Below are 26,231 nucleotides of genomic sequence, written 5' to 3' on the forward strand. Positions count from 1 at the left end.
TAAGGGCTTTTTTTTCGATTTATCATTTATCGCATTGTGAAGGAGTGTCTATCTTGACTTCAAAAGTCACTCGTTATTTTACCAATGGGCGCTTTGGGCAGCTGCACTACCGTATGGCGGGCGAGTCGACGGCTAAACCGGCTGTGGTGTGTTTGCATATGGTGCCTAAATCCAGTCGTTCTTATCACAAAATTTTACCTCTGCTGGGCAAGGACAGACTGGCCATTGCGATTGACTACCCTGGATACGGGGAGTCGGACCCAACAGATAGCGAGTCGCAAGCCAACATAGACTGCTATGCAGAAGCTGTTTGGGACGTGCTTGAAGCGCTAGAGTTAAAAAGTGTTGACCTTGTAGGCTATCACACTGGTTGTATGGTTTCTGTGCGGGCGGCTCATCTGTTTCCAAAGCGGGTAAACAAAGTGATTAATATCGCGGCGCCAGTGTTTCTTCAAAGCGAGGTTCAGTCCTTTTGCGATTTGTACGCGCCTATACCATTAGACGAGCAAGGCAGCCGTTTTCGTACTATGTGGGAGCGCATTATTCATCACCGCGGACCCGGTATGACCCTAGAGATGTGTGCCGATTCAATGGCTGAAAATTTACGTGGTGGAGAAGGGTATGAGTGGGGGCATATGGCCGCTTTTAATCACGCTGCACAATACATAAGTGACATCAAGACATTGCCTCATCCTTTCTTAGTGATGAACCTAGATGATGACATGCGCGAGCAAAGCGAGCGGGTAGATCCGTTGCTTAACAATGGACTGCGAAAGAACTATTTCCAATGGTCAACTGGCTTTTTGGATGCCTTTACCCACGACGTCGCAGAAGAAATACTGACATTTTTGAATGCACAATCAAGTAACAATATAAAAGAGTAAACAGCATGACAAACACGTTAAAGCAGCTTATGCCTGATGTATTAGAGCATGAAGGCGTTTGGCGAGGGACTTATCGGCATATTAATCCCCAAGGGGAAACCCTTGATTTTCACCATAGCCAAGTCGAATGCGTATTTCCTGCCAGCGGACCAGTTGTTTATATTCAACGGAATCAATTTACCTGGGACGACGGGCGAGTGTTCAACGTTGCGTTTGACGGAATGATAAAAAACGACAAAATTTATTGGGATACTGAAACCTTCAAGGGGTATGGATGGGTAGCCAGCCCAAATATATTTTTACTGGAACTAGAACGAAAAGACGAACCAGGCGCCTGGTTTTATGAAAGCATAGTGATGGGAGCAGACAAGAAGCACCGCGCAAGGACGTGGCATTGGTTTAAAGACGGAGTGTGCTTTAAACGTACATTGTGTGATGAACATCTAGTGATTTCATCGCCAGAAGGTAATCACAAATAAGGCAATTCTTCGCGTACCGAAAAGGCGATTTAAAGCTAAACAGTTTATTCAGCTCAATATTGTGCTAATTGAGTAGAAGGTTAATAATCAGCGCCTTGCTATAGGTAATTTGCGTTTAAATTGAAGTGAACTCTAGCACGGCGAGATAAGAGAAGACGAGTCACCCGAACGAGCAGTGGGACCAACAGGTCACGCTGCTGGGCGTTCGACTAATTCGATTAATTCACCTGCGGGTCCTTTTGCGAGTATTGCTTTGGATGTGGGGTAGTAGGCATTGTGTATTTGTTTTACAGGTAAGGCTAGTTTCTTCACAGCAAATGCTAAGTCATCAACCATACAGGTGACCATTGCGATCCCTGACGGTAATGAGCCTTTATTACTGACCACAGATTGTGCTTGAGGTACCTGATCAATTTCGAATAAGCATTGTCCTGCAAGCTGTATTGTTGCCACCGGATATTGATGTTCAATGTCATGTCCCCAAGCATTGTTCAATACGGTCACTTTGGTATCAAATTTGAGGCCCGTTAGCTGATTAAGAGACTCGTAGAATGCCAAACTTGCGTCACGATCAGGTGTACATAACACGGGTATAAACAAGCTGCCAGTGCGTGCTTTTGTCATAGGAAGTTCAAAAGGAGGAACAGGTTTATCAATTTGGGTGATGTAGCTAACTTCGTCGCATGGGCCAATGACTTGCATTGCTTTTATTGCGTCACTTATTTGTAGATAGGCTGGTTCGCCGATGATTTTGAATACTTTGGTATCGATTTCTTTGCGGATGACATCGACGTCCGCCACGTTAACTTCAAGTGCCATCCAGCCGTGAGTTTTCAAAGGTTTGGTGGGTTGACAGTGTTGGTCCTCTACTATTCGTAGCCAAGCGTGGCCATTGGCAGCAGCCAATACATGAACAGGGTTATTGAGAAGGTTAGGGGCATTCCACAGATCACACATTTGCTGGCTGACGACCTCTTTGCCGACCAAAGTGTAGCCCATAGCTGTTTGATAACAGTGGCTAGCAAATTTCAAATGGGGGGCCAACAGTGTTGCGCCAACGACTGGGCCTAAAAGTGGGTCGCTCATATCTTGCTCTCAGTGAGGAATAATTGCTAAATCGCAATTTATTATTGTGTTGAATGGATGATAATTTGACGTAACCTAACTCGCAACGCAACCTTGGACTAAACCGACACCGGAGCTTATTGATTTATGTCAACAGTCACCTTGAATATAAAGGGAAAAGTCGCTTATTTAAGCCTTAACAGAGCACACAAATACAACGCGTTAACCCAGGACATGTGGCATGCCATCGCGCAAGCTTGTGACTCGTTAATGCAAGACCGTACGGTTCGGGTTTTAGTGTTGAAGGCCGAGGGGCAAAAAGCATTTTGTGCCGGTGCAGACATCCAAGAGTTACACGAAATGTTAGCCAACCCAGATGCGTTCTCTGCCAGCAATCAGATTGTTCAGGAAGCGCAGCAAAAATTAGCGGCACTGCCGTTTGCCACTATTGCGCAAATTAACGGTGTGTGTGTCGGCGGTGGAATGGGATTAGCCATGTGCTGTGATTTTCGTATCGCTGTAAATGACGCTACCTTTGCCATTACCCCCTCTAAATTAGGTTTGCTATATAGCCTTGCAGACACAAAGCGTCTAGTAGATTTGGTCGGTTTACCTAGGGCGAAAGAGCTGTTGTATTTGGGCAAAAAAATTAATGCAGATACGGCTCATCACTGGGGGCTTATCACTCAAGTCGTAGAGCGAGCAAGCCTGAGTGAAGCCACAGAAGCATTGGTGCAACAAATACTGAGCGTGAGTGGTTATTCTGTTAGTGGTACGAAGCGATCGTTACAATATTTAGGTGAAATGCCGAGCAATGACGCCCTTGATAACGAAGCGAGATTGCTGCGTTTGTTTGACGATGCGTTCCATGGTGATGATTTCAAAGAGGGGGCTGCTGCGTTTACGCAAAAGCGACCTGCGAGGTTTTCTTAATGACGGATATTCGCTTTGATGAAAGCTTTACTCCTTGCACTCAGCAAGAGGGGTTCTCTGCGCATATGGGACCTTTTTATGAGAAGAATATAAATGGGGTGATGCACAGAGCATTAAAAATTGAGCCTTACCATCTTAACCCAGAAGGGGTGGTGCATGGTGGCGTAACACTCGCTTTTGCCGATTATGCTATTTACCGCGGCATTGGCGACGAAATTGGTCATGACATTCGTTTTGCCACTATTTCTTTGAATAGCAACTTAATTGCTGCGGGTAAAGAAGGGGATGTGTTGTTTGGCGTAGGCAGTGTTGTGCGTAAAACGCGAAGTGTCATTTTTGCACAGGGGCGAATTTTTACCAATAAAAACATTGTTTTACAAGCCACAGGTGTGTGGAAAATCATAGGTGAAAATTGATAATTCTCAATGCGCTCCCCCACCGTTCGACTAGTCTAGTTTAGGTCAAAAATAAGAGAATGGAACACATGAAAAAGCTCAAACTGGCATCATTATTTTTACTAGCAGGTGCGTCGTTCAACAGCGCATTTGCAGCAACGAAACTCGATTTAAACACTCCCGAAGGCGCCAACATGGCGATGCGCAAGATCCAATGTTCAACCATTGATGATAAGCCTGTTTTTTACTGGTGGAAGGGCAAAGTGTTCTCCCGTCGTCAAGGTGAAGTTGATAAGCACATCTTTAACGTTGAGGGTATGAACGTGCGCACTTGTGGTACGGTTGATGGGGGCAAAAAAGGTAAAGCATACCGCTTAGTGACCCGCGAAATATTACTGTATACCGACAAGAAAACTGGCCAACCACTAGATACATGGGAAAACCCATGGACCAACGAAGTGGTTGATGTGCACCATGTGTTGAATGATCCGGTTAATCAGCCTCCTAGCTTTCCTCGTAACGAAGATGGCACAGCCTCACCTTGGAAACAAAAATTCGGGGGCGACATTAAAGGAGACTACTGGTGGATGACCTTCCCTGTGCCGCTTTTTTATCACAACGACTTAGGGGGCGATTACCAGAAGCAAGTAGGCGGTGTGTATCATGCCTCTGAACTCTTTAACTTTTCAGGTGACTTGGAAAGCTTAACCAGCAGTGAAAAGGACACCGCGGATGTACATGTAGGTTGGGTACGTATCTCAGATTGGCTGCCCTTTATGATGATGAGTGGGCGCGAAGGCTCGATCTATATCCATACAGCTGGGCGCAAAGTAGATAGTTTCGATGATATGGGTGAAGTGATGAAAACCTTTATCAATGAACATGCTCCAAAGTACAAAACACCACCGCCAACGGACGATGAACGCCCCAATGAAACCAGTTGGACAGGCTACAAAAAAGTGGTGAAAGGCGAGAAGTTTACACGCCAGCGAGCTCAATAATAAGCTGTGATATAAAAAGCAGTAGCGAAGTTTAGAAAGGTTAGTCTCAGGGCTAACCTTTTTTGATTGAGTTTCACCTTGGGAAGCATCACGTATTAATTACGGGCTGTGAATTAACAGTGAATTCGATGCTTCTGTGGACAGGAGACGCTAACTCTCAACCACAACAGAAGTATATACGCTCTGCTAATCTGGGTATTGCTTTACGTATTGCTGTTAACACATTGCTCCAGCCTACGCGTCGTTTCCAAAGTACACCATCTATAAACGCATCATAGCAATCAATACGGTCACATTTGAGCAACTCAATACGATGAACCATAGGTCGCCCAGTGTCATAGTCTGTGATTTCGATTACACGCCTCAATTTAAGCATAAAGTGCCCGGGCGACATCTTCTTACTGCGCTCAAGACGTTGTTATTAGCAATGTCTACAAAAACATCCATTTTTTAGAGAATTTCTACAAAGACACCCATCTTTAGAGTCCTATAAAAATTTCCTGGCTTAGGGGGACAATTGCCTTCAAAATGCGTAAAGGCACTTGGGGTCTGAGTGATTGAGGATTTTCACTGAAATCTTGCGCGTTGAGGTATGAAAATGGCGCGCAAAGTCTGTTTTTAGACAAGCGTCTACCTTACAGGTTATGTAAAGGTTGTCTTGTTTGTGGGGCTTAAGCGCGTTTTAACAGTGCTTTTGCTTTGGTCATGCCTCGTATTCGTTGATGATGAGTATGGCGCTTAAAAGCATTCATCATTTGCTCCGCACCTGCTGCGTAACAGAAGTGTTTTTCGAACTCAGTGGTTAGGGTTAGCCATTGAGCAGAGTCTAGTCTCAATCTTTGTAGAATAGGACTGTGAGTGTTATCAATATGACCCGCCTTGTCATCACGAATACAACGACCTGTGGTATCAATGAGCTCACAATAGTCTTTGAGCGAATACGCAATACCTGTGGGCCTGTTTTCACGATGATTTCCCACAAACGGCATCAAAACGCTTGGTTGTGATTGTTGGTTTTTAACGGCGTGAATGCGTTTTTTAATACTGGTGTGCTTTGACGTTTCAGGTGTTTTTGCCATTTTTGCGCGAATGGGGTTTAAATCTACATAGGCCATGCACGCTAAGACTGCACTTTCATCTAGTAACGCTTGGGACTTAAATCGCCCTTCCCAAAAACGACCGGTGCAGCCGTCTTCTTTATTCGCTTGACGAGCAATATACTCATTTAAATCACGCATAAACCAGCTTATGTCGTAAAGACGTTTCCGATAGGTTTGAACGGTTTCATCAAAGGTGATTAGCTCTGCTTGGCTCAAGGTATCGCCGTTAACAAACTTCTGAGTCAGCAATGTGCCTCTGTGTAGCTTGTGGTAGCGCCTCAACACTTCATCAGCATCCCAATTATCCGCCATAGATTTATCTACATATAGCACCACATGCGTGTGATTATTCATGACTGCATAGGCACAAATGTCGACGGAAAATACGGTCGATAGAAATAATAAACGCTCTTCTACCCAGCCTTGACGATGCTCATAGCTCTGCCCAGTAAGTTGGTTTGTGCCACACAGATAAGACTGGCGAACACATCGGGACACACAGTGATAATAAGGCGTATCGATTAAACTGATTTGGCTTTTTCGAGATTGAGGCATAACTCATCCACTTGATAAATTTATTACACGAATAAAGTGTAGTTCAGCCCTGAAAATTGGCCATTTTATCATGGGTGTCATTATTTTAGTGTTGGTGTCTTTCTTTTATTGGGTGTCTCTATTTTAGTGTTAGAGGTTGGGGTTTAATACCTATTCTATTATGTTTTCGTTTTGCAATTAAAGCACCCCAATAGACTCGTTTCGAGCAATTTATTTTGTTGATACCAAATTAACTTAGCAGTTAAAAGTCAGGGTATTACTGGGCATTGAAGAAATTGGTAACAGTTGTTTCGTTGCGCTCACAAAGTAAATTTGCTTTATTACCGGGTCAAAAAGCGACTAAGAAATAGAATATCTAAGGTGAAGTTGAATGAAAGCAATCGTGTTAATGGCAATGTTGTCTCTTTTAGTCGCCTGTACTGCGAACGATTGGCGTACCGCATCTCGAGAGCCTGCTGGTCTCGCTCTTAATCCGCTGACGGATACCCAAGCATCGATTGAGGTTTACGCAGCCGATGCCTTTAGTTGGCGCGGTTGGTTTGCGGTGCATACTTGGTTGGCCTTGAAGCATGAAAACGACCCTGAATACACAGTATATGAAGTGGTTGGCTGGCGAGTAAGAGACGGGTTACCAGCGTTACGTGAATATCAAACCGTTACGCCTGATCGATTTTGGTATGGGGCCAAACCAAACCGGGTGTTATCGATTCAGGGTGAAAAAGCCGCTGAGCTTATTCCCAAAGTCATCGCGGCGGTTAAACGCTACCCTTGGGCAAACGAATATACATTATTTCCAGGGCCAAACAGCAATACGTTTCCTGCTTGGGTTGGGTTACAGGTACCAGAGTTAGAGTTGGATATGCCATTTCGGGCGATTGGCAGCGGATATGCTGATTAGTTGGTTACGAAGCGGTCTGTCAAGACCGTTTCGGCAGCTACCTACAACCCGCGGTGCAGGATGTAAATGCCCCGCGGGTTGACTGTTAAAGGCGCTTTAGGGCGTAGTTTGTGATGTAAACGTTTTAAGAATATCACTGGCGCTAGCGCTGTAAACATCTTGACTCATCACGTATTCAAGAACCCGCTCTAGGGCGCCAATACGGTGGGGTTGCCCTAGCATCCATGGGTGAATATTTAAGCTCAGAATTCGCCCGCCACTCTCATTTGCTTCTTTTAATAAAAAGTCACAGGCATCAATCATTTGCTCAGCGTAACTGTCTTCACTGTGCAAGTTATTAAGCATAATAAAAGCGTCATCCAATTCATTAGAAAGCGGCATAGCCCATAAGTTACCTTGCTGCGTTTTGAACGTGTAGGGCATGTCGTCGTTTACCCAATCACAAAAATACTCTATGCCGTTTGCGGCGAGTAGTTCTGGGGTGTTTTCACTTTCGTTGCGCCCAGGGCTTAACCATCCGGTAATGTTTTGCCCAGTTAATTCGCGTAATTGTGACAACGAGTCTTGTACTAACTGGGTTTCGGTTTGCTTGTCTTGGCCGCCATAATGCAGGGCATCCATGTGCATACCATGGCACATGATTTCGCTTCCCCGCTCTTTGATGGTATTGAGCAAATAAGGGTTGCGTTTGGCAAGCTCAGTGTTCATGGCAAAGGTAGGCGTTACGCCGTATTTATCAAACGCTTTTAAAAAACGAAAAATGCCCACTCGGTTGCCGTAATCGCGCAAACTAAAATGCCGTAGATCAGGGTAGGGCATGGTCATGCCACCTTGAATTTTGAATGGTTCACCTTTTTGATCCAGCGGGAAAAACTGCAAAGGTACATTTACCCACAACGCTAATTTTTTACCATCAGGCCAGGTAACTTTGGGTCTGTCGGTTAGCATAGACCAGTCGTAACGGTTGTGATCCATGCCATGGCTACGATGACTGTATTCTAGGTAAGATTTATCTAGCGCCATTATTTCGCTCCTTTCTTCTGGGCTGCAGCGCTATCAAGGGCTACAGCGTTATTAAGAGCAATTGCATTTTTTTGCGTAATGTCTATTTTGGCTTGTTCATAGTAATGCGCTAGGTAGTAGTCAGCGATTTCTTTCCCTGTGGTTACCCACACATCATCGTGACTGGTGATGTAATCGAGCGCTTCTTCAAATGCTTTCATACGATGGGGGCAAGACACTTGATAATTGTGAGTAGGGATACACATAATGGTGCCTGACTCATCGCCCTCAGCATATAAACGGTCGAAATTTTTCTTTAACATTTCCCCGTAACGTCTAGGCTCGATTTTATTGACCACAAAAGCAATGGTGTCGTTCATTTCCAGTGAATAGGGAATAGACACAAAGGGCTTGTTACTGCGAGTGTGAATAGGCGTGGGTTGGTCGTCATGGAATAAATCGCAGGTATAAATCCCCCCTTCATTGCCAAACAATTCAGTGCCCACTTCGGCGAATAAGTCCAAGGTCAACTCAGAATGAGATAAGGCGGGTGCTAGGTAGCCAGCGCATTTTTGCCCAGTATGCCGATAAATCGTCTCCATGGAATCTTTGATCATGTCGCGCTCTTGCTGCTCTGACATACCGTAGGTGTAGCGCGTATTGTAAATACCGTGGCTGAAAAACTCCCAATCACGCTCCTTGCACATTTGAATAATTTCTGGGTGATGGTCACACAAAGCCGTTGATAACGAAATAGAACCGCGAATACCGTATTTGTCGAGCAAGTCCATTTGCCGCTGATGCCCAACGCGATTGCCATAATCGCGAATACTGTAGCCTTGTGTAGCTGGGTAGGGCTGAGGCCACGCTTTGCGTGATGGGTTAGAGGGCGGGTTTAGTTCATAAAACTCGATATTCGGAGCCACCCAAAATGCCATTTTTTTACCACCAGGCCAACGTATTTTAGGGCGGTTTTCATAAGGCCAATAATCGTAAAATCCAGGATCACTTTTCATTTTTCGACACCTCGTTACTGGCTACTTGCCTTGCTGTTGTGTTAGCCATTGGTTGACTTCTGCCAACGTGAGTACGTCGGCATACTTTAATGACAAGTCAGTTAAATTGGCATAGTGATAGCTTTCATGTTTATCCGCTACGCACTCTTCTGGCACTATGGTGCGGTAGCCTCTAGAGAGTGAATCGACGGCTGTGGCACGAATGCAACCCGAGGTTGAACCGCCAGTTAATATCACGGTATCCACTTGATGCCATACCAGCAGTGACTGTAATTGTGTTTCAAAAAACGCTGAGGGCATTTTTTTTAAGTACACCACGTCTTTGACGTAGTCGATTTCGAGGCGATCGTCGAATTCGCTACGTCGCGAGTCAAATTTAATGTTTTGCAAGGAGTCTGGCGTATCAGTGCGTGTACCCCATATACCGGCATCTTCCGCACTTTCCATATAGGCTACGTGCGTCCAAACAACCGGCCAGCCTAAAGAGCGAAATGTCTTCGACATCTCGTTGATATACTCCATTTGGCGCGGATCTGTTTCATACGCCGTGGCAAATTCGTCGGTACAGGTATAGGCCTTTTGCGGGTCGATATTGACCAATACGGCTTTGTTGCCAAAACCGAAACGTTTTCGCGCAGGGTTATTTTTTACATCGTTATATATTTCTTTTGCGGTTTTAGTGGTCGTTTGCATCGGATTACCTTTAAATTTTTGATAATTGTCATAGGTTTTATGGCTGATATTGACAACAATTTAACCTTGAATTGCATTAATTTTTAGTGCACCTTTAAGTTAATGTGCTATTGATATAACAATTATATTTATAACTCAGTTTTAGCATAGCTTGCAAATCTAATTGGTGACAAATTGACATCGCCCAAAATGGCTGGTTGTGATCACTAAATTATTTTTAAAAGCAGACAAATATGCCCTTCAAATAAGCAAAATTAAGGCAGACCAAACATGAAGCACAGAACGATTCGCGGAACGATTCAATACACCAGTAAAAAACCTGAACGATTTGGACAAGCGCGTGGAAGAGAGTTCTTTACCTTGACGAATCAATCGGATGGGGTGCAAGTTATGCACGCTCACTGCGAAATTGATGATGAACCAAATGTGGTGCGTGACGTCGTTCAGTCCATGAGACAAGACTGCAGCCCAATTGACTGCAGTGTACGCTTATCCGTTGGGGATAAATATGAAGGAAGCGGCTGGATCCGCTTTACCGATTCCTATGCTGAGTGTGAAACCCATAACCAAAGAGACGGGCGCATAAGCCAGCGAATTGAACTTGAACAGTCAGTCAAATGGTTACAGTCTCACCCGATTGTAGGTGATGGCATACTGATGAAACTGTATGATTTAACTCAAGGACCAGGAAAAACGTTTTTCCCTGATATTATGTTGACCTCGCCTGATCATCGTGGCGCAACCGGGCCGCTACTGTTTAAAATGAATGGGTTGGGTATCCAGTACCTAGGTGAGGAAGAGATTGAAGTTCAGGCGGGCAAGTTTACCGCGCGGCATTTCCAAGTAGTGGATACCGCAGGCAACTTACCGGAAGAGCATCCTCCTTATAATTTATGGGTAACGGCCGATGATGATTATTTATTACTCAAAGCCGGTGTGGATGGTTACATGCAGACCCACTATGAACTAACTGAATTTGAGATCATTGGAGGCGAAAATGAGCAGTAACGCATTACCAAGCTGGGATGTGTTAACAAAGCACGGCGTATTTCCTAGCGGCAATCATGATGAAGTTGCACGATTAAATTTTTTAACGCATTTAAATGTACATTTAAGTAGCCAGATATTGCCAGGAGTGAAGACTGCTTATGATAAGCAGGTAAAACCGGCCATTATTGCTCAGACTGGCCAAGAACCCACATCACGTCATGAAGTACGAATGCACATGCTGAACAATGGTTACTTTCAAGTGTGGAGTGCCTTGCGCCGAAATACCATGGAAATGCGTCATCAAGCTGCGCGCTCTCAGGTACTGGGGCAAATTGAAGGCATAGTAGAGAATGTCGATAAAGCCTGTGTCGATGATGTAAATCTTCAGTTGGATAACAGCATAAGCATTCCTCCTAATGTGGGTTCGGTGGACATTCATTGCCAACCTGGTTGTTATTATCAAGAGTATTTCGAGAACGATGTCACCGTGGCGGCAAGTTACGATTTGGGCTTATTTGTGACCACCGCAGGTTTATTGGGAGCGCTCAGTGACGGTGGCGGTCAAGGCATTGCAAACTGGCTCAAGACGCAACACCCTGAATTTGCACCTAAGCGTATTTTAGATATTGGTTGTACTGTGGGGCACAATGCTGTGCCTTTGGCTGAGCACTTTCCTCATGCCGAGGTGATTGCTGTTGACGTGGCTCGCCCAAGTTTACGGTATGCCCATGCACGCGCGAAATCATTGGGCGTGCACAATATTCAATTTGTACAAGCTAACGCGGAAGATCTTAGACAATTTGATGATGGTTCATTTGATTTGATCACGACCTCGATGTTTCTGCATGAATTGTCTCATCAATCGTTACCGAAAATTCTTAAAACCATACATAGGTTATTAGCCGATGGTGGCTTGAATTTGCATCTTGAACAGCCGCAATATGCGGGCATGGATGTATACCAACAATTTATTCGTGACTGGGACACGTACTTTAACAACGAGCCCTATTGGGGGCCTATGCACGAGCTTGACTTGCCAAAAGTCTTTGCTGAATGTGGATTTGATCCTAACGATTTATTTGATGTAGGTGTGGTGTCAAAAGTAGACGAAAAAATATTCGGTAAGCCAAAAACTGATGGGGAAGACTATGGTCGTTCACCTGTTTGGAACGCACTAGGGCTATGGAAAGGACAGCATGCAAAAATGAGAGAGAATGCAGCATGAGTGAAGTTAAAAAACACCTAACACAGAGTGAAAAAATCAATCTAGCTGGCAGCAAAGCAAAAGGTCAGCGACCTTATTTTTTGCAAGACAAACAAACTGAACAGGCGCTATCAGTTGCCATGACATTGGCCATGGAGTTATCAGTAGTCAAAGAGCGCTTATCATCCCTTGAATGTATGTTGGTGGATAAAGGGGTAATTGAAAAAGGCGAACTTGATCAGTACCAACCAAGTAAAGAAGAGGTCGCCAAGCGCAGTCTTGAGACCCAAGCTTATCTAGCTCGCGTACTGCGTATTATGCAGCAGGATAAAGAGGAACTTGAGCGAGATGATCCTGACATGCAAACCGTGCAAGATGAACTCACAAAGTGGTAATGAAACAATTCAACGGCTAATTTAGCCTGCGTCACTACTTGGTGCGAAAGAGTGCGACCGCTTTTCTAGCGTGTTTAGCAAAGGAAACGTACAAAAGACGCCTACGACACAGAGCATATATCGAAGTCTTGGCTACCCATCGCGTTGTGTATGCTTTTAGATAAAATTCGCTTTTGTGTTCACAGGCATCTTACTGTGCATTCTTTCGTTGCCTCACCTTTCTAGGTATCACTGAATCGTATACAATCCTCGCCCGTTTTATATTGGGTTAACGCGCACACCTGATCGATATCTGACTGTCAATAAATGATTTAACCAAGTATAAAGCCCGTCGCTGGGTACGCAGGCTATGCCGTTTTGTTAGCTCGTTGCAAAACAAAACACGCGCTTTAAAAAAACACACAAAAACACGCAACAAGGATAAACAATGATTCGCCCTGTAACGATTATCGCCGTATGTATCGGCTCTAGTATTTCTCTCTCTGCTTACAGTGCTGGTTTACAAACCGTGAATGTTGGTCACGTGGTTGCAAATAAGAGCGATAAAGATGTGCACAACGACGGTGAAAAGAATAGGGTAGGGCAGGTAGAAAAAATTACCATTGAAGGCGCGGCAACAGCGAATGAATCACCTGTTGGTACCTTTACAACCCCGATTTCAAATTTAGAATACGATCCCCGAGTCGACCTTCAATCTAGGAATATGGCTGAAGCTCAGGCGGATGTGACGATCCGTGGTGGAATATTTGAAAACACAGGCTTTAGCGTAGGCAGTGCTACTCTTATTGATCCGCAATCGGGGCATTACGTGGCAGAAATACCGATTGCGCCGGAAATGCTAAGTGCCCCCGCTATCTTAACTGGCGTTGATAACTCACTTTACGGTACGAATAGCTCTGTGGGGTCGGTAGCATATCAATGGCGACCCATTCAAACAGCAGGTAGTGTGTCAGTCGGTGTTGGCAATAATGACTTTAATATGCAAAGGATACACAACGCCGCTTCTTGGGCGCTTGATGATGCTTCACAGTGGAAAGTAGGTGTTGAAGGTGAATACTCGCGCTCCCAAAGCGATGGCAGTATCGAAAATGGGGATCACAATTTCGAACGGGCATCAGGGCGTGTGCAATTATTAGGTGATACGTCGCAAACTGATGTGTTTTTCGGTTATCAAGAAAAGTTCTTTGGTTGGCCTAACCTGTATACCCCCTTTAATGTCAATGAAACAGAGGACTTACAAACTCGTTTGTTGATGGTTAATCATCAGCAGCAATATGCACAAAATAGCAATTTTGAAGTGTCAGCTTACTATCGAAAGCATAACGATCATTATGTGTTTTCACGGGAAAACCCAGATAGCTTTCAAGCGTTTCACGAAACTAAGGTCAAAGCCATTGCTGCTTCGGGTCGCCATGAGCTATCTGACACACTCGCGCTTAACTACGCTGTTCAGCTCTCGGCGGATGAGATTGAATCGACGAGTCTTGAAAACAATTTTACCTCGCGAGATTACTACAAGGTAAGTATGGTACCTGAGTATACAGTGGCCTTTAGCGATCGTGAGCAGTTAACGTTTCGTGTTGGGGCGGCATATGACGATACTAACCGAGATGATTCGCAGCTTTCATTAATAAGCGATATTGTTTGGCAAAAATTAAACCCTGATAATTCGGTGCATACGGTCAACTTGTCGTATTCAGAAGCTACTCAAGTAGCAGGGTATACAGCCATTGGTGGCAGTACCTCAAGTGGACTCTTTAGAAGCAATGATGCCCTTCAACGAGAAACTAGCAAAAATCTTGAGTTGGGTATGTCTTTCGATGAAGCAACATGGCGAGTAGACTCTGCCGTGTTCTACCGCTGGGATAACGAGCTCACCGATTGGACGTACAGCTTTGACTCCACATCCGCGCGGGTGGCAAATCCGGTAGACATTGAAACCTTAGGTGTGGAATTTATTGCGATTGCACGTTTAGATGCAGTCGATTTAGTGACAAGCTATGCCTTTCTGGATAAATCTGAAAACTATCGAGATGAGAATATAGATGCGAGCTTCTATGCATTAAATTACCCTCCTCATCGTTTTACCTTGGGGATGATTTGGTATCCAGGGGATTCGTTTGAAATCAAAGTAGACAATGAATGGCGCAAGCAAGAAGAGAATGTACTGCGACAGGGAGGCGATACGGCTTTTTTCACGCATATTACCCTGACTTATTTACCACCGCAGTTTGAAGGATTAAATGTGATCCTTGCAGCCGATAACCTTTGGGATGAATCGTTCGAGGAAATTCCAGGTACACCAGGACGTTCAGAGCAGTTATCGCTTACGATCAGCTATCTCTGGTAACAAGCAGAGATAATCTATGGGGCGTGATACATGCTTGGGAAAATTTACATGAGTAAATTCGCTTAGGTAGATTCACTTGGGTAGAGTGGTAAGGATTAGCGATGAAAAATAGAAACAACAACTCAGCCTGCGCTCCTACTGCGGTAGCTACAGAAGCACATCCGTGCTGCCTGCAAAGTTTTGTGGGGGCATGGCAGCTAAGTAGGCAGATCTTGCAAAGTAGTGGTGAAGCGTTTCTATTTAAGGGAACGGCGAATTTTACGCCGTCGGGTTCTCATTTGTTATACCACGAATCAGGGGTGGTGACGGCATCTGACGGTCGAACGTTACACGCTGAACGCGCCTATTTATGGCAACAGGGAACAGATGGGAAAATTGACGTGTTATTTGATGATAATCGCTATTTTCATACCTTTAGTGCAGTTGAGCCCACTGCAAAACACTTGTGTGGCGACGATCATTACGTGGTGACGTATAGGTTTGATGATTGGCCATGTTGGCAGTCAACATGGCAGGTAAACGGACCAAGAAAAGACTACCAAATGAACAGCCTTTATCGACCTGTATAAACAGGCTAGGAACACGCTTCTTGCTGTGCTTAACCAGCATCGCACTACAGATTATTTTCTATTCCCCGATCCATTGCACTGCGCTTTTGCGATAACCACAATGCAATTGCAATAATGGCAGCACCAAATACAAGGCGGCTAAAATCAGTGTCTTTTTGCCACAATAGCAGGTTAACAATAAGCCCTGCGGGAATAAGTGCATTATTCATTATGGCTAAGGTGCCAGCCGATACCTTAAGGGCCCCTTGATTCCAAAAATAATACCCCAGCCCAGATGCCACCACGCCTAGCCAGAAAAGCACCCCCCATTGTGTTGGAGTTTGCGGTAATTGATTGGTATTTCCGAAAAGAAAGAATGCAGGTAAGGCCACAGCCAGCGCGCCCAAATAGAACCAAGCGAATATATTGTGATTTGTCACCTCAGGTTGAAATGTAGTGGCCAGTTTCCGATAGCCCACCTGACCCAGAGCAAAACAAAGATTAGCCCCTTGGACAATACAAAAGCCTGCCCAGAAGTGCTCGCTGACACCTTCAAAACGAATGATTGCCGCGCCGGCAGTGGCGATGAGCGCACACATCATATGAAAAGGAGTGAAGCGTTTAAAAAGCGCATCGTTAAGCATAGTCACATACAGCGGAGTGAAAATGGTAAATAACAGCACTTCAGGAACTGACAGATAAAGAAATGAGTGATAGAAAAATATGTACATCATGCCCAGTTGCAGGGCTCCTAATACCCCTAGGGCGAGCTTTTGTTTGGGAGTTAGCAGTGACACTTTTAGAAACGGTAAAAATAACAAAGATGCGAGTAACACTCGGGTAAGAACAGCAAAGTAGCTATCTACGCTGCCAGCCAAATACTCGCCTATTAAAGAAAACGAAAATGCCCATAAAACGGTGACCGTTACTAAATAAAACACGGAAGACTCTTTTGCTAAATGATGTGCGCGCTAAAGTATTGCATCGCGGCGCTTTAATCAAGATTGCTGTTCAGTCAGTGCGGTGCGTGAGCAAAGGTGAGACATTCTTAACTCAGGTTTTTAAGTACAAACATCCCCGTAAATTAAAAAATCATAATACTCAAGATAATCTAGTGCCAGCTAACATGTGCCGTAGATCGGTAAAACACGGTTAACGCGTCCTGCTAGTGGAGCGATGGCACTCAGCGTGGTGGTTCAAAAAGCAAATGTGCAGATACACCAAGGCCGCTGGGATGAATTCAGATTATGTAATATTAGGCAATCAATATGAAAGTAACCGCAACGCTTGTAATGCTCGTCCTTTTTATTTCTCAGTTGAGTGCGCAAGAATTACTTGGCTCGCAAGCCGCTCGTTTACATCAATATGTTGGCCATTGGGTAAGTAGCGAGCATGCAAAGACTGACAAGGTCGCTGCGTTGCCTGCCATTAAAATGAACAACACATCAACCATGGATGGGCAATCCATTCAAGTAGAAGTGCTTCAATACCAACAGGGGCAATACCAGACAGTGCTCACGGAGCTTATTGGTTACGACTCCAAGACAGAACAAATTATCGCCTTAGGACAAAACCAAGACGGTGTTATTTTTAAAGGGGAAGGGGGATTCTTAACAGATAATCATTGGAAAATGCGCGATCGCGATATGTTAGGAGATTTTTATTTGTCCGTGGAATTTGACTTTCAAAGTCCAACCAAAGTGCTACTGAAAGGCTTTGATAAAGCGGGTAAAAACACCTGGGAAACGCGGTATATCAAAGCTAACCCAAAGGATAAAAATATCGGTATTCAATTGGTTTCAGTTCACCAAGATATGCTACATGACCCCGTTAAGACACTGGGAGAGCTGGGCAGAATGGGCTATCGATTTGTAGAAACATTTGTATATGACCAAGGAACGTTTTATGGCATGTCGCCGGTAAAATTTCGCCAAGTGGTGCAAGACAGTGGTATGCAGTTTTTAGGGTCGATGACCTTTTATGATCTGCCTGCTTCTGATGACTGGCAGGCAGCCATGGATTGGTGGTCAAAAACGATACGCGATCACGCACAAGCGGGAGTGAAATACTTAACTACCTCTAATAATCAACTGAGTTCAATCCAAAACTTGGCGCAGCTGCAGCGTTATGCTGAGTATTACAATGCCATTGGAAAATTATGCAAAGAGCAGGGTATAAGCTTTGCGTTTCATAATCATGCTGATGAATTTATGCGTGTCGAAGACGTGCTTATCTATGATTATTTATTAGAAAACACTGAGCCTAACTATGTTTCTTTTCAAGCTGACATTTATTGGATGCATGTTGCCGGAGTATCACCTCAAGCGTATTTCACAAAATACCCGAAGCGATTTTTAAGTTGGCATATCAAAGACGACAAAGAACTAGGCGCAAGCGGGAAAATCGATTGGGCAGCGCTGTTTAACCACACTGAATTTGACCCGCCACAGTACATGGTCGCGGAGGTTGAAGACTATTCGTATCCGCCTTTGTACAGTGTGCAATTGGCATGGGAATACCTGTATTACACTCTGCTAAAATAGGGTTTTGAACTGGGTCAAAAGGGCGATACTTTCTAACGCTAACTAAAAAGCAACTGTACAAGCGAAGCGCTTGTGGGCATCGCTTACTCCGCGTGTAAAAATCAATCGACTAATAAACAGAAGGCTCCCCTGGTGGGCGAGTTTTAAAGCGGCGATGAACCCACATGTACTGATCAGGTTGTTCACGAATCGCGCTCTCAATCATTTGGTTGATAATGGTGGCGTCTTGCACATCATCACCACTTGGAAATTCAGCCTCTGGAATAGCAAAGGTGATTTTATATTGATTGGTTTCAAGGTCACGTTTATGGGCGACGAAGACCGGTTTGGCCTTGCCTAAGCGCATTAATTTACTGGCTGATGTGACAGTCGTGGCAGGTATACCAAAAAATGGCGCGAATACAGAGTTCTTTATGCCGTGATCTTGATCCGGTGAGAACCACACCACGCGACCCTCGCGCAGGGAGCGAATAATAGCGCGCATATCAGAGCGCTCAAATACGTTTTTAAAAACACGTTTTCTGCCTTCGGTGATCACGTATTCAAAAACCGGATCATTATTTTTACGGTAGATAACGTCCATGTCGGCCACTAAATTAACCATCATGCCTGCTAGGTCCAAGTGGGTATAGTGACCGCCAATGAGCAATACGCCTTGATTATTGGTCGTCGCAGCTTGTAATACCTTTAAGCCTTCTACGCTAAAGCGCTTGCGTAACGACTCGGGCTTAGCCCACCACGCCCAAGCAATTTCAAAGAAACCAATGCCATTGGCCACAAAAATATCTTTGACCAATTGTTCTTGTTCCGCTTTCGATTTTTCAGGAAAACACAGTGCAATATTGGTGGCGGTGATATGGCGACGACGTTTGAAAAATCGATAGCCGATTTTGCCAAATGCAGTGCCTGCTAACATTTTTACTTTAAAGGGAAGTAAGGCAATAATCCGAAGAATAAGTACTGCAAACCAGCTCGCCCAATGTCTTGGATGTAGAAGAGATGTTGACATGAATTAATACGCCATCCGAAAAATTTAAAATTACAGTGCACAATCTAGGGAATATAACAAAAATGCCTTTTTATAGGCACACTTAGGAAAGATTATTTTTTATCATTTGCCGAATTAGCATGCCAAATCTAAACAACAAGTAAAACCGCACGAAAAAGCACCCTTATCGCGCCACTGGAATACCCCTTACTAAGCCATAAATTTAAGTTGAGAAATCACCGGTAGTAACAAGGGGAGTCAAAATGCCAGTTCAATCCACATCAGCGTTAGCGCGTAAGTACCGATTCAGTGTCCCAATTATCAGCCAAGGTTTTATCCACACAAAGAGCCCCATAGGGCTACTTCAACGCCCTTCGGGCCAGCGAGAGCTGTTTTAAAATACGCTAGCCGCGCTATCGATGGCAAACACGGTCGATAAAACGGTAAATGCTCTTCCACCTAGTCACGACAATGCCCGTAGTTCAGCCCAATAAGTTGTTTAGTACCGTGTATAAAGAAGACCGGTGTACACAGAAAGGCACACAGTGACAAAATGATCGGAAATATAATTTGCACAATTTTAGCTTGCTTCGAAGAAGTGAACGACATGGATGTTGTGAATGAAATAAGGCATATCTATTAAGTTGATTTGGCTTTTTCGTAACTGGGGCATAACAGTCGCGTCATTAAGTAGGAATCCGCATCAAGTTTAGTTCTGAAAATTGACCGATTTTAGCATGGGTGTCTCTATAAAATTGTTCAGCCCAATAAGTTGTTTAGTACCGTGTATAAAGAAGACCGGTGTACACAGAAAGGCACACAGTGACAAAATGATCGGAAATATAATTTGCACAATTTTAGCTTGCTTCGAAGAAGTGAACGACATGGATGTTGTGAATGAAATAAGGCATATCTATTAAGTTGATTTGGCTTTTTCGTAACTGGGGCATAACAGTCGCGTCATTAAGTAGGAATCCGCATCAAGTTTAGTTCTGAAAATTGACCGATTTTAGCATGGGTGTCTCTATAAAATTATCTGTGTTGATTGGCTCAGATTGCGTCGCTATTTATGGGAGAGCGAGTGTGAAAGCACTTTAATGGGTATCGCTTTATGCGCCCAATTGCTTTTTGTCAAATACTCCAGAGCTAATTTCAGCAATGATTGACTTGCCTTCTGACACAAACTAAATTTGTCCGTACAAATTATTTTGCTCGAGGCAACCAATGACCACCATAGTCGTATTATTCAATTTGCAAGCCGGTGTTGATGAAAGTGTTTATCGTCAATGGGCCATACAAACCGATATTCCTACCGCAGGCGGCCTCGCGTCGGTTGATTCATTCGAAGTGCTAAAAGCAGAAGGTGTATTGATGAGTGAGGCAACGCCGCCGTATCAATATATCGAAATTCTCAAAATTAACGACATGGAGCAATTCGGCCAAGATGTCGCAACAGCGACTATGCAGAAAGTCGCCAGCGAGTTTCAGCAGTTCGCGGATAACCCTATCTTTATCATGACATCAAAACTGTAGGTGACGCTATGTCTCAATATCCTGAATTAAAAGGCAAAGTAGCGGTTATTACTGGGGCTGGCCGTCAAGCGGGTCTTGGTGAAGCCATGGCTAAGCGACTGGCTGCTGAAGGCTGCAAAGTGGTGATCACTGACATAGGTAAATCTGTTAGTGAACACACGCCTGACAGTGCGATAGGCCACAGTGATGAAATGAATCAGATTGTGGCTGAAATTAAGCAAGCAGGCGGTGAAGCAAGTGCGTTTGTGTGTAACGTTTTAAACGAAAAGGACGTGCAAGACACAGTCGACTTTGCAGTACAAACCTACGGTTCCCTTGATATCTGGGTGAATAACGCAGGAATCGGCTACTTAATGAAGTCCATTCTTGATATGCAGGTAGATGAGTGGGACGCAGTGCTTGGGGTTAATCTACGAGGTGCGTTTCTTGGGGTGAAGTACGCCGCAGCGCAAATGGTAAAGCAAGGTAAAGGCGGCAAAATTATCAATATTGGCTCTCAAGCGTCCAAGTCAGCCTTTGGACATGCTTCTGCTTACACCACGTCAAAACATGGCATGAACGGCTTGACCCGCGTAGCGGCGATTGAGCTAGGCAGTCACAAGATCAACGTGAATGAAATTTGTCCAAACCATGTCACAACGGGTTTAGGGGCATGGCAAAACGCCCACTTTTCAGAAGTGACAGGCAAAGGCCACGAACAGTATATGCAAGACATGCGCGAGCGCATTCCTCTAGGCCGACCAGGGTTGCAAGAAGACATCGCCAAAGCCTGCGCGTTCTTGTGTTCCGAGCAAGCCAGTTACATCACGGGTGAGTGCATGAACGTATCCGGCGGTGAAGAATATCACTAGTGGTGAAAGCGCCTGTAAATCAGAAATGTCCTTGAAAAAACATACAAGAAGATGAGAGAGCAATTTAATGTCAGATTATAAATGGCCAAAAGACAAACGACTCGCCATGTCCATAGTGGTGAACGTTGAAGAGGGCTCAGAGTACAGCATTAAAGAAGGCGATAAGGGCATGGAGCCGGTGGATGAATTGCAAGTTCACCTTAAAAAGCCGATGCGTAATTACGGTAACGAGTCAAATTATCAATACGGGATCACGGAAGGCGCGCCGCGGATCATCAAGTTACTCGATAAATATCAGGTGCCGGCAACGTGGACGGCAGCGGCATTAAGTTTAGAGCGAGCACCACAAATTGCCGAAGCAATTCGCCGCAGAAATGATGAAACCTGTTCTCACGGTTATCGCTGGGTGTTTCAGTTCCGTATGAATGAAAACGAAGAACGGCAGTTTATAAAAGATGCTGTTACCAGTATTGAAAAGACCACAGGTAAGCGACCGTTAGGCTGGTTATCACGCTACCTACTGACTGAAAACACGCGCCGTATTTTACAAGAAGAAGGCTTCTTGTATCACATGGATGATTACAGCGCCGATGCGCCCTTTTGGGATGCGGTGCAAGGTTCAGATGAGCCCATGGTCATCGTGCCATACGCATTGGATTCAAATGATATGAAAATGTGGGTAGCGCCTTCGTTAACACCAGATGCGTGGCTGAAATACGCCATTGATACGTTTGACGTGTTATACGCAGAGGGAGCAGAGCAGCCCAGAATGATGAGTTTAGGCTTGCATTTGCGCATTATTGGGCGACCTGGTCGTATTGGTGCTTTTGAGGCGTTCCTGAAGTATGTCAGTGAAAAACCAGGTGTGTGGTTTGCCACCCGTCAACAAATAGCAGAAACCTTCCAAGAGCAAGTACCAGCATCAGGCTATACACCTAACAAGTGTGATGGAGTGGCCTAGTGAACACCATTTTACGCTCTTTGCTTTTTGTGCCTGGCTCACGCCCTGAACGCTTTGAAAAAGCCTTAGGGGCTGGTGCTGATTTGGTTTGCATTGATTTAGAAGATGCTGTGCTACCGAATGACAAAGATTCAGCACGTGATGCAGTTTTAAAGTGTGTACATCAAACGCAATCGCTTTGCGTGCGCATTAACCCTGTAGGCAGTGACGCGGGAGAGAAAGATCTACAGGCGTTTGCCAATGCGCCGTTAGCACCTGAAGTGGTGATGCTAGCTAAATGCGAATCAGCAGAAGATGTATTGCATGCGCAGCGTGTTATCGGCAACACAAGCACACGCTTTTTACCGCTCATTGAAACGTTAAAAGGGGTTGAAAACGCCTACCAAATAGCCAGCGCCAGTAAGCAGGTCAAACACATCATGTTTGGTGGTGCCGATATGGCGAGTGAGCTTAGGTGTGATTTTAGCTACCAGCCTTTGTTGTTTGTTCGCAGTCAATTGGTGTTTGCTGCGGCCAAAGCCAATGTTGGTCTTATCGACGTACCGTTTGTGGATATTAAAAATGAAGCTGGGCTGGTAGACGAAACCTACAAGATCAAAGCCCTTGGTTTCAGTGGTAAAGCCGCTATTCATCCTTGTCAAATTCCAGTTATTCACCAGACATTTATGCCCACTGCAGAGCAAATCGCTTATGCAGAGCAAGTCATGGCTGCTGTAGAGGGACCGGATGCAGGGGTAGTGGTGGTAAACAATAAAATGGTTGACCGGCCGATAATTTTAGCCTGTCAACGCATACTGGCGTTAGTGAGTAACACGTCGTCAAATCCATAACTAAGAGAGAATGACCTATGGTACAGAATGTAAAAAAAGTGGGTGAAAACCGTTATCGCGAAACCTTCGGCAGATGCTTCGAAGAGTTTACCGTAGGTGACGTGTATGAGCATCGTCCTGGGCGCACGATAACCAAGACTGACAATACGTGGTTTACCTTGCTCACCATGAATACACACCCAATGCACTTTGATGATGAGTACGCTAAAGCCAGTGAATTTGGTAAATGCATTGTGTGTTCACCTTTCACCGTCGCGTTAATGGTCGGAATGAGCGTTACCGATGTTAGCCAGAAAGCGATTGCCAATTTAGGCTGGGAAGACATCAAAATGACCTACCCACTGTTTGAAGATGACACCTTATACGCAGAATCAAAAGTGATTGATAAGCGAGAGTCTAAATCACGTCCTGGCGCGGGAATTGTGACAGTAGAAACACTGGGCTTTAACCAAGACGGCAAACAAGTGTGTAGCTTTGTGCGCAAAATGCTTATCGCCAAACAAGGTCACTCAGTCGAAGAAAAAGTTAATTATTAATCGCTAGATAATCAGTAGAGGTTTGCTATGTCTGACGCATGGTCAAAAGAAGATGAATTAGGGATCATAGACATGATCGAAAAATGGGTTGAAAACGATGTTCGACCCATCGCCAAAGAGCATGATCAACAAGATAAATATCCCCATGCGCTTGCTGAGCAAATGAAAGTATTGGGGCTATTTGGTGCCACCATAGGTCAAGAATTTGGTGGCCTAGGTTTACCCGCTTCCATCTATGCCAAGATCGTCATGAAGGTGGCCTCTGCCTGGATGGCCCCAAGTGGGATTTTCAATTCGCATTTGATTCAAGCCTCGGCCATAGAACGTTGCGGCACGCAAGCGCAAAAAGAGCGGTTTTTACCACGCATGGCCACCGGCGAACTGCGTGGGGGCGTGGCACTAACTGAACCTAACGCAGGGACTGATTTACAAGCCATCCGCACCACCGCAGTGAAAGACGGTGATGAGTACATCATCAATGGGGCAAAAACCTGGATCACTAATTCTCTCAATGGGAATTCATTAGCAGTGTTGGTAAAAACCGATCTTGATGCAGTGCCTGCTCACAAGGGCACCAGTATGTTCATTGTAGAGACCAAAGACGCTGACGGTAATTTTAAACCCGGGATCACCGTTTCAAAAATGACCAAACTGGGATATCGAGCAATTGATACCTGTGAAGTGGTATTTGAAAATGTACGTGTTCCTGCGGCAAATTTAGTCGGTGAAAAAGAAGGCTCGGGTTTCAAACATGCCATTGGCGGTTTGGAGTTAGGGCGGATCAATGTCGCTGCGCGTGGCGCCGGTATTGCTCAAGGAGCAACAGAGTTGGCAGTGCGTTACGCTCAAGAGCGTGAAACCTTTGGAAAAGCCATTTGTCAGCACCAAGCTATTCAGCTCAAGTTAGGCGAAATGGCTACCCAAGTGGAAGCCGCTCGGTTGCTAATTGAGCAAGCCGCAACAAAATACGACGCCAATGAGCGCTGTGATATGGAAGCAGGCATGGCGAAATATTTTGGCTCAGAAGCTGGGGTGTTTTGTGCCAATGAAGCCATGCGTATTTTTGGCGGCTATAGCTACTCAGTGGAGTACGACATTGAGCGTTACTACCGAGATGCCATGCTGATGTGTATTGGTGAAGGTACCAATGAAATGCAACGCATTATTATCGCTAAGCAATTAATTGATAAACATAAAATTTAACTGATCCTCGATGGCACATGGTGAGCTACCGCTCACTTTCGTGCTTACTTGACGTACGATAACAGGACAAAAGCATGACACAACTCCCTCTTGATGGTGTAAGGATCATCGCAGTTGAACAATACGGTGCGGGCCCATACGGCTCTATGTATTTGGCTGATTTAGGCGCAGAGGTGATAAAAATCGAGAACCCGGCCATAGGGGGAGACGTGTCTCGCCAAACGGGGCCATTTTTTATCGGTGAAAATGACAGCTATTTCTACCAGACTTTTAATGTAAACAAAAAAAGCCTGACTCTGAATTTAAAATCGGCGGAAGGACGCAAAGTTTTCGAAGAGTTGGTAAAAACAGCCGATGCAGTGACCAACAATTTACGCGGCGACCAACCGCAAAAATTGGGTATTACTTATGAACAGTTAAAGCAGGTAAACCCTAAAATTGTGTGTGGACATTTATCTGCCTATGGGCGGGATAATGACCGCGCTAGTTGGCCGGGTTATGATTACTTAATGCAGGCCGAAGCTGGCTTGATGTCACTTACAGGTGAGCCTGATCAAGCGCCCACGCGATTTGGCGTGTCCATGGTCGATTTCATGACTGGCGCAGTGGCATCTTTAGGTTTGATTGCGGGCATACTGGGTGCCCATCGAACAGGTCAGGGAAGAGACGTAGATGTTTCATTATTTGATGTGGCTTTGCATCAATTGTCTTACCCAGCGACCTGGTATTTAAATGAGCAGCACGTGGTGCAGCGCGTAGCGCGTTCAGCGCACCCAGCTACCGTGCCGTGTCAGCTTTATAAAACCCAAGATAGCTTTGTATTTTTAATGGCCATGACAGACAAATTCTGGGATGTGCTGGTTGATATTCTTGATGACGACGTGTTGAAAGAACCCCGTTTTGCGCATGTGGCGTCGCGGCGTGAAAATCGTGATGTTCTGACCGCAGAAATCGATCGCGTTTTATCAGCACACTCTACCGCACATTGGCTTGAAATATTGAAGGGGCGCATTCCATGTGCACCAGTCTATGACGTTCCTCAAGCCTTAAATAACCAATACATTCGCGATATTGGCATGGTGCATTCCGTTCCCCATCCCCACAACCAAGACATGGAAATCTTAGCGAATCCGATTAAGCTCGACGGCCAACGCCTAACTGGCAAAGCCGCAGTAGCCATGGGCACTGATACCCAGAGCATACTTGAAGAGCTGGGTTACAGCGAGCAGGAAATAAGCCGCCTTAGCCAAAACAAAGTCGTGTAGTTCATTTGTCATT

27 protein-coding genes are annotated in these 26,231 nt (G+C 44.9%); 20 read left to right on the plus strand and 7 right to left on the minus strand.

Annotated features, from left to right (window positions below):
- Nucleotides 1-44: 44 nt before the first annotated feature.
- Nucleotides 45-884: an alpha/beta fold hydrolase gene (locus tag FX988_RS20530; RefSeq protein ID WP_254700675.1), complete on the plus strand. Its 840-nt coding sequence runs from the start codon at nucleotides 45-47 to the stop codon at nucleotides 882-884.
- A gap of 5 nt (nucleotides 885-889) precedes the next feature.
- Nucleotides 890-1,363, plus strand: coding sequence for a hypothetical protein (locus tag FX988_RS20535; RefSeq protein WP_160181921.1), 474 nt, complete (start codon nucleotides 890-892; stop codon nucleotides 1,361-1,363).
- Nucleotides 1,364-1,552: 189 nt separating this feature from the next.
- Here FX988_RS20535 and FX988_RS20540 read toward each other — a convergent pair whose 3' ends face one another.
- On the minus strand, nucleotides 1,553-2,449 hold the full coding sequence (locus tag FX988_RS20540; protein WP_160181922.1) for a hypothetical protein: 897 nt from the start codon (nucleotides 2,447-2,449) through the stop codon (nucleotides 1,553-1,555).
- Nucleotides 2,450-2,575: 126 nt separating this feature from the next.
- Here FX988_RS20540 and FX988_RS20545 point away from each other — a divergent pair, with 126 nt between their 5' ends.
- From FX988_RS20545 to FX988_RS20555, 3 genes are all read left to right on the plus strand, one after another.
- On the plus strand, nucleotides 2,576-3,361 hold the full coding sequence (locus FX988_RS20545) for an enoyl-CoA hydratase/isomerase family protein (protein ID WP_160181923.1): 786 nt from the start codon (nucleotides 2,576-2,578) through the stop codon (nucleotides 3,359-3,361).
- Entirely contained in the window at nucleotides 3,361-3,777 is a 417-nt protein-coding gene (locus tag FX988_RS20550) for a PaaI family thioesterase (protein ID WP_160181924.1), read from the plus strand. The genes FX988_RS20545 and FX988_RS20550 overlap by 1 nt, the downstream gene beginning before the upstream one ends.
- Before the next feature lie 68 nt (nucleotides 3,778-3,845).
- Nucleotides 3,846-4,757: a DUF1838 family protein gene (locus FX988_RS20555; RefSeq protein ID WP_160181925.1), complete on the plus strand. Its 912-nt coding sequence runs from the start codon at nucleotides 3,846-3,848 to the stop codon at nucleotides 4,755-4,757.
- A gap of 671 nt (nucleotides 4,758-5,428) precedes the next feature.
- On the opposite strand, the gene FX988_RS20560 is transcribed toward FX988_RS20555, so the two are convergent.
- A complete protein-coding gene (locus tag FX988_RS20560) occupies nucleotides 5,429-6,412 on the minus strand; it encodes a transposase (protein WP_160181926.1) in 984 nt (327 codons plus the stop codon).
- 370 nt (nucleotides 6,413-6,782) lie between these two features.
- On the opposite strand from FX988_RS20560, the gene FX988_RS20565 reads away from it, so the two are divergent.
- The gene (locus FX988_RS20565) at nucleotides 6,783-7,310 is read left to right on the plus strand and encodes a DUF3750 domain-containing protein (RefSeq protein ID WP_160181927.1); all 528 of its coding nucleotides are present in this window, start codon (nucleotides 6,783-6,785) and stop codon (nucleotides 7,308-7,310) included.
- 96 nt (nucleotides 7,311-7,406) lie between these two features.
- Here FX988_RS20565 and FX988_RS20570 read toward each other — a convergent pair whose 3' ends face one another.
- The 3 genes from FX988_RS20570 to FX988_RS20580 are packed head-to-tail and all read right to left on the minus strand — an operon-like array spanning nucleotide 7,407 to nucleotide 10,021.
- On the minus strand, nucleotides 7,407-8,333 hold the full coding sequence (locus FX988_RS20570) for a polysaccharide deacetylase family protein (protein ID WP_160181928.1): 927 nt from the start codon (nucleotides 8,331-8,333) through the stop codon (nucleotides 7,407-7,409).
- Nucleotides 8,333-9,328: a polysaccharide deacetylase family protein gene (locus FX988_RS20575; RefSeq protein WP_160181929.1), complete on the minus strand. Its 996-nt coding sequence runs from the start codon at nucleotides 9,326-9,328 to the stop codon at nucleotides 8,333-8,335. The genes FX988_RS20570 and FX988_RS20575 overlap by 1 nt, the downstream gene beginning before the upstream one ends.
- A gap of 21 nt (nucleotides 9,329-9,349) precedes the next feature.
- The gene (locus FX988_RS20580) at nucleotides 9,350-10,021 is read right to left on the minus strand and encodes an isochorismatase family protein (RefSeq protein WP_160181930.1); all 672 of its coding nucleotides are present in this window, start codon (nucleotides 10,019-10,021) and stop codon (nucleotides 9,350-9,352) included.
- 270 nt (nucleotides 10,022-10,291) lie between these two features.
- Between FX988_RS20580 and FX988_RS20585 the strand changes: the two genes are divergently transcribed.
- The 5 genes from FX988_RS20585 (at nucleotide 10,292) to FX988_RS20605 (ending at nucleotide 15,529) form a co-directional block, all read left to right on the plus strand.
- Nucleotides 10,292-11,029: a DUF3108 domain-containing protein gene (locus FX988_RS20585; RefSeq protein ID WP_160181931.1), complete on the plus strand. Its 738-nt coding sequence runs from the start codon at nucleotides 10,292-10,294 to the stop codon at nucleotides 11,027-11,029.
- Nucleotides 11,019-12,236, plus strand: coding sequence for a class I SAM-dependent methyltransferase (locus FX988_RS20590; RefSeq protein WP_160181932.1), 1,218 nt, complete (start codon nucleotides 11,019-11,021; stop codon nucleotides 12,234-12,236). The genes FX988_RS20585 and FX988_RS20590 overlap by 11 nt, the downstream gene beginning before the upstream one ends.
- Nucleotides 12,233-12,610, plus strand: coding sequence for a hypothetical protein (locus FX988_RS20595; protein WP_160181933.1), 378 nt, complete (start codon nucleotides 12,233-12,235; stop codon nucleotides 12,608-12,610). Before FX988_RS20590 ends, FX988_RS20595 begins: the two co-directional genes overlap by 4 nt.
- A gap of 427 nt (nucleotides 12,611-13,037) precedes the next feature.
- On the plus strand, nucleotides 13,038-14,960 hold the full coding sequence (locus FX988_RS20600; RefSeq protein ID WP_160181934.1) for a TonB-dependent receptor plug domain-containing protein: 1,923 nt from the start codon (nucleotides 13,038-13,040) through the stop codon (nucleotides 14,958-14,960).
- 101 nt (nucleotides 14,961-15,061) lie between these two features.
- Nucleotides 15,062-15,529, plus strand: coding sequence for a DUF6314 family protein (locus FX988_RS20605; RefSeq protein ID WP_160181935.1), 468 nt, complete (start codon nucleotides 15,062-15,064; stop codon nucleotides 15,527-15,529).
- A gap of 44 nt (nucleotides 15,530-15,573) precedes the next feature.
- On the opposite strand, the gene FX988_RS20610 is transcribed toward FX988_RS20605, so the two are convergent.
- Nucleotides 15,574-16,449, minus strand: coding sequence for a DMT family transporter (locus tag FX988_RS20610; RefSeq protein ID WP_160181936.1), 876 nt, complete (start codon nucleotides 16,447-16,449; stop codon nucleotides 15,574-15,576).
- Between the two features lie 327 nt (nucleotides 16,450-16,776).
- On the opposite strand from FX988_RS20610, the gene FX988_RS20615 reads away from it, so the two are divergent.
- Nucleotides 16,777-18,051, plus strand: a complete 1,275-nt coding sequence (locus FX988_RS20615) for a sugar phosphate isomerase/epimerase family protein (RefSeq protein WP_160181937.1) — start codon at nucleotides 16,777-16,779, stop codon at nucleotides 18,049-18,051.
- Nucleotides 18,052-18,160: 109 nt separating this feature from the next.
- Here the strand turns inward: FX988_RS20615 and lpxL are convergent, their stop codons facing one another.
- Nucleotides 18,161-19,060 (minus strand): LpxL/LpxP family Kdo(2)-lipid IV(A) lauroyl/palmitoleoyl acyltransferase, encoded by a 900-nt coding sequence (gene lpxL / locus FX988_RS20620; protein WP_160181938.1) that lies wholly within the window; start codon nucleotides 19,058-19,060, stop codon nucleotides 18,161-18,163.
- A 242-nt stretch (nucleotides 19,061-19,302) separates the two neighbouring features.
- Between lpxL and FX988_RS21845 the strand changes: the two genes are divergently transcribed.
- The 8 genes from FX988_RS21845 to FX988_RS20655 all read left to right on the plus strand — a co-directional run bounded on the left by FX988_RS21845 (nucleotide 19,303) and on the right by FX988_RS20655 (nucleotide 26,218).
- The gene (locus FX988_RS21845) at nucleotides 19,303-19,437 is read left to right on the plus strand and encodes a hypothetical protein (protein ID WP_302849962.1); all 135 of its coding nucleotides are present in this window, start codon (nucleotides 19,303-19,305) and stop codon (nucleotides 19,435-19,437) included.
- Nucleotides 19,438-20,263: 826 nt separating this feature from the next.
- Complete coding sequence (locus FX988_RS20625; RefSeq protein ID WP_160181939.1) at nucleotides 20,264-20,572, plus strand: REDY-like protein HapK; 309 nt, start codon at nucleotides 20,264-20,266, stop codon at nucleotides 20,570-20,572.
- Between the two features lie 8 nt (nucleotides 20,573-20,580).
- Nucleotides 20,581-21,423, plus strand: coding sequence for an SDR family NAD(P)-dependent oxidoreductase (locus FX988_RS20630; protein WP_160181940.1), 843 nt, complete (start codon nucleotides 20,581-20,583; stop codon nucleotides 21,421-21,423).
- A 67-nt stretch (nucleotides 21,424-21,490) separates the two neighbouring features.
- Nucleotides 21,491-22,384 carry a polysaccharide deacetylase family protein gene (locus FX988_RS20635; protein ID WP_160181941.1) on the plus strand — a complete coding sequence of 298 codons (894 nt, stop codon included), beginning with the start codon at nucleotides 21,491-21,493 and terminating at the stop codon, nucleotides 22,382-22,384.
- Nucleotides 22,384-23,214 carry an HpcH/HpaI aldolase/citrate lyase family protein gene (locus FX988_RS20640; RefSeq protein WP_160181942.1) on the plus strand — a complete coding sequence of 277 codons (831 nt, stop codon included), beginning with the start codon at nucleotides 22,384-22,386 and terminating at the stop codon, nucleotides 23,212-23,214. The genes FX988_RS20635 and FX988_RS20640 overlap by 1 nt, the downstream gene beginning before the upstream one ends.
- A gap of 17 nt (nucleotides 23,215-23,231) precedes the next feature.
- Complete coding sequence (locus FX988_RS20645) at nucleotides 23,232-23,750, plus strand: MaoC family dehydratase (RefSeq protein ID WP_160181943.1); 519 nt, start codon at nucleotides 23,232-23,234, stop codon at nucleotides 23,748-23,750.
- Nucleotides 23,751-23,777: 27 nt separating this feature from the next.
- Complete coding sequence (locus tag FX988_RS20650; RefSeq protein WP_160181944.1) at nucleotides 23,778-24,953, plus strand: acyl-CoA dehydrogenase family protein; 1,176 nt, start codon at nucleotides 23,778-23,780, stop codon at nucleotides 24,951-24,953.
- A gap of 74 nt (nucleotides 24,954-25,027) precedes the next feature.
- Nucleotides 25,028-26,218, plus strand: coding sequence for a CaiB/BaiF CoA transferase family protein (locus FX988_RS20655; RefSeq protein ID WP_160181945.1), 1,191 nt, complete (start codon nucleotides 25,028-25,030; stop codon nucleotides 26,216-26,218).
- The last annotated feature ends 13 nt before the right edge of the window (nucleotides 26,219-26,231 follow it).

The organism is Paraglaciecola mesophila (assembly GCF_009906955.1).
Classification (GTDB): domain Bacteria; phylum Pseudomonadota; class Gammaproteobacteria; order Enterobacterales; family Alteromonadaceae; genus Paraglaciecola; species Paraglaciecola mesophila_A.

Coding starts and splice junctions, on each gene's coding strand:
- FX988_RS20575 (WP_160181929.1), bottom strand. CDS start 9,328: ATGAAAAGTGATCCTGGATTTTACGATTATTGGCCTTATGAAAACCGC.
- FX988_RS20630 (WP_160181940.1), top strand. CDS start 20,581: ATGTCTCAATATCCTGAATTAAAAGGCAAAGTAGCGGTTATTACTGGG.
- FX988_RS20555 (WP_160181925.1), top strand. CDS start 3,846: ATGAAAAAGCTCAAACTGGCATCATTATTTTTACTAGCAGGTGCGTCG.
- FX988_RS20650 (WP_160181944.1), top strand. CDS start 23,778: ATGTCTGACGCATGGTCAAAAGAAGATGAATTAGGGATCATAGACATG.
- FX988_RS20615 (WP_160181937.1), top strand. CDS start 16,777: ATGAAAGTAACCGCAACGCTTGTAATGCTCGTCCTTTTTATTTCTCAG.
- FX988_RS20590 (WP_160181932.1), top strand. CDS start 11,019: ATGAGCAGTAACGCATTACCAAGCTGGGATGTGTTAACAAAGCACGGC.
- FX988_RS20635 (WP_160181941.1), top strand. CDS start 21,491: ATGTCAGATTATAAATGGCCAAAAGACAAACGACTCGCCATGTCCATA.
- FX988_RS20550 (WP_160181924.1), top strand. CDS start 3,361: ATGACGGATATTCGCTTTGATGAAAGCTTTACTCCTTGCACTCAGCAA.
- FX988_RS20565 (WP_160181927.1), top strand. CDS start 6,783: ATGAAAGCAATCGTGTTAATGGCAATGTTGTCTCTTTTAGTCGCCTGT.
- FX988_RS20655 (WP_160181945.1), top strand. CDS start 25,028: ATGACACAACTCCCTCTTGATGGTGTAAGGATCATCGCAGTTGAACAA.
- FX988_RS21845 (WP_302849962.1), top strand. CDS start 19,303: ATGCCAGTTCAATCCACATCAGCGTTAGCGCGTAAGTACCGATTCAGT.
- FX988_RS20540 (WP_160181922.1), bottom strand. CDS start 2,449: ATGAGCGACCCACTTTTAGGCCCAGTCGTTGGCGCAACACTGTTGGCC.
- FX988_RS20625 (WP_160181939.1), top strand. CDS start 20,264: ATGACCACCATAGTCGTATTATTCAATTTGCAAGCCGGTGTTGATGAA.
- FX988_RS20605 (WP_160181935.1), top strand. CDS start 15,062: ATGAAAAATAGAAACAACAACTCAGCCTGCGCTCCTACTGCGGTAGCT.
- FX988_RS20595 (WP_160181933.1), top strand. CDS start 12,233: ATGAGTGAAGTTAAAAAACACCTAACACAGAGTGAAAAAATCAATCTA.
- FX988_RS20545 (WP_160181923.1), top strand. CDS start 2,576: ATGTCAACAGTCACCTTGAATATAAAGGGAAAAGTCGCTTATTTAAGC.
- lpxL (WP_160181938.1), bottom strand. CDS start 19,060: ATGTCAACATCTCTTCTACATCCAAGACATTGGGCGAGCTGGTTTGCA.
- FX988_RS20585 (WP_160181931.1), top strand. CDS start 10,292: ATGAAGCACAGAACGATTCGCGGAACGATTCAATACACCAGTAAAAAA.
- FX988_RS20600 (WP_160181934.1), top strand. CDS start 13,038: ATGATTCGCCCTGTAACGATTATCGCCGTATGTATCGGCTCTAGTATT.
- FX988_RS20560 (WP_160181926.1), bottom strand. CDS start 6,412: ATGCCTCAATCTCGAAAAAGCCAAATCAGTTTAATCGATACGCCTTAT.
- FX988_RS20570 (WP_160181928.1), bottom strand. CDS start 8,333: ATGGCGCTAGATAAATCTTACCTAGAATACAGTCATCGTAGCCATGGC.
- FX988_RS20580 (WP_160181930.1), bottom strand. CDS start 10,021: ATGCAAACGACCACTAAAACCGCAAAAGAAATATATAACGATGTAAAA.
- FX988_RS20645 (WP_160181943.1), top strand. CDS start 23,232: ATGGTACAGAATGTAAAAAAAGTGGGTGAAAACCGTTATCGCGAAACC.
- FX988_RS20535 (WP_160181921.1), top strand. CDS start 890: ATGACAAACACGTTAAAGCAGCTTATGCCTGATGTATTAGAGCATGAA.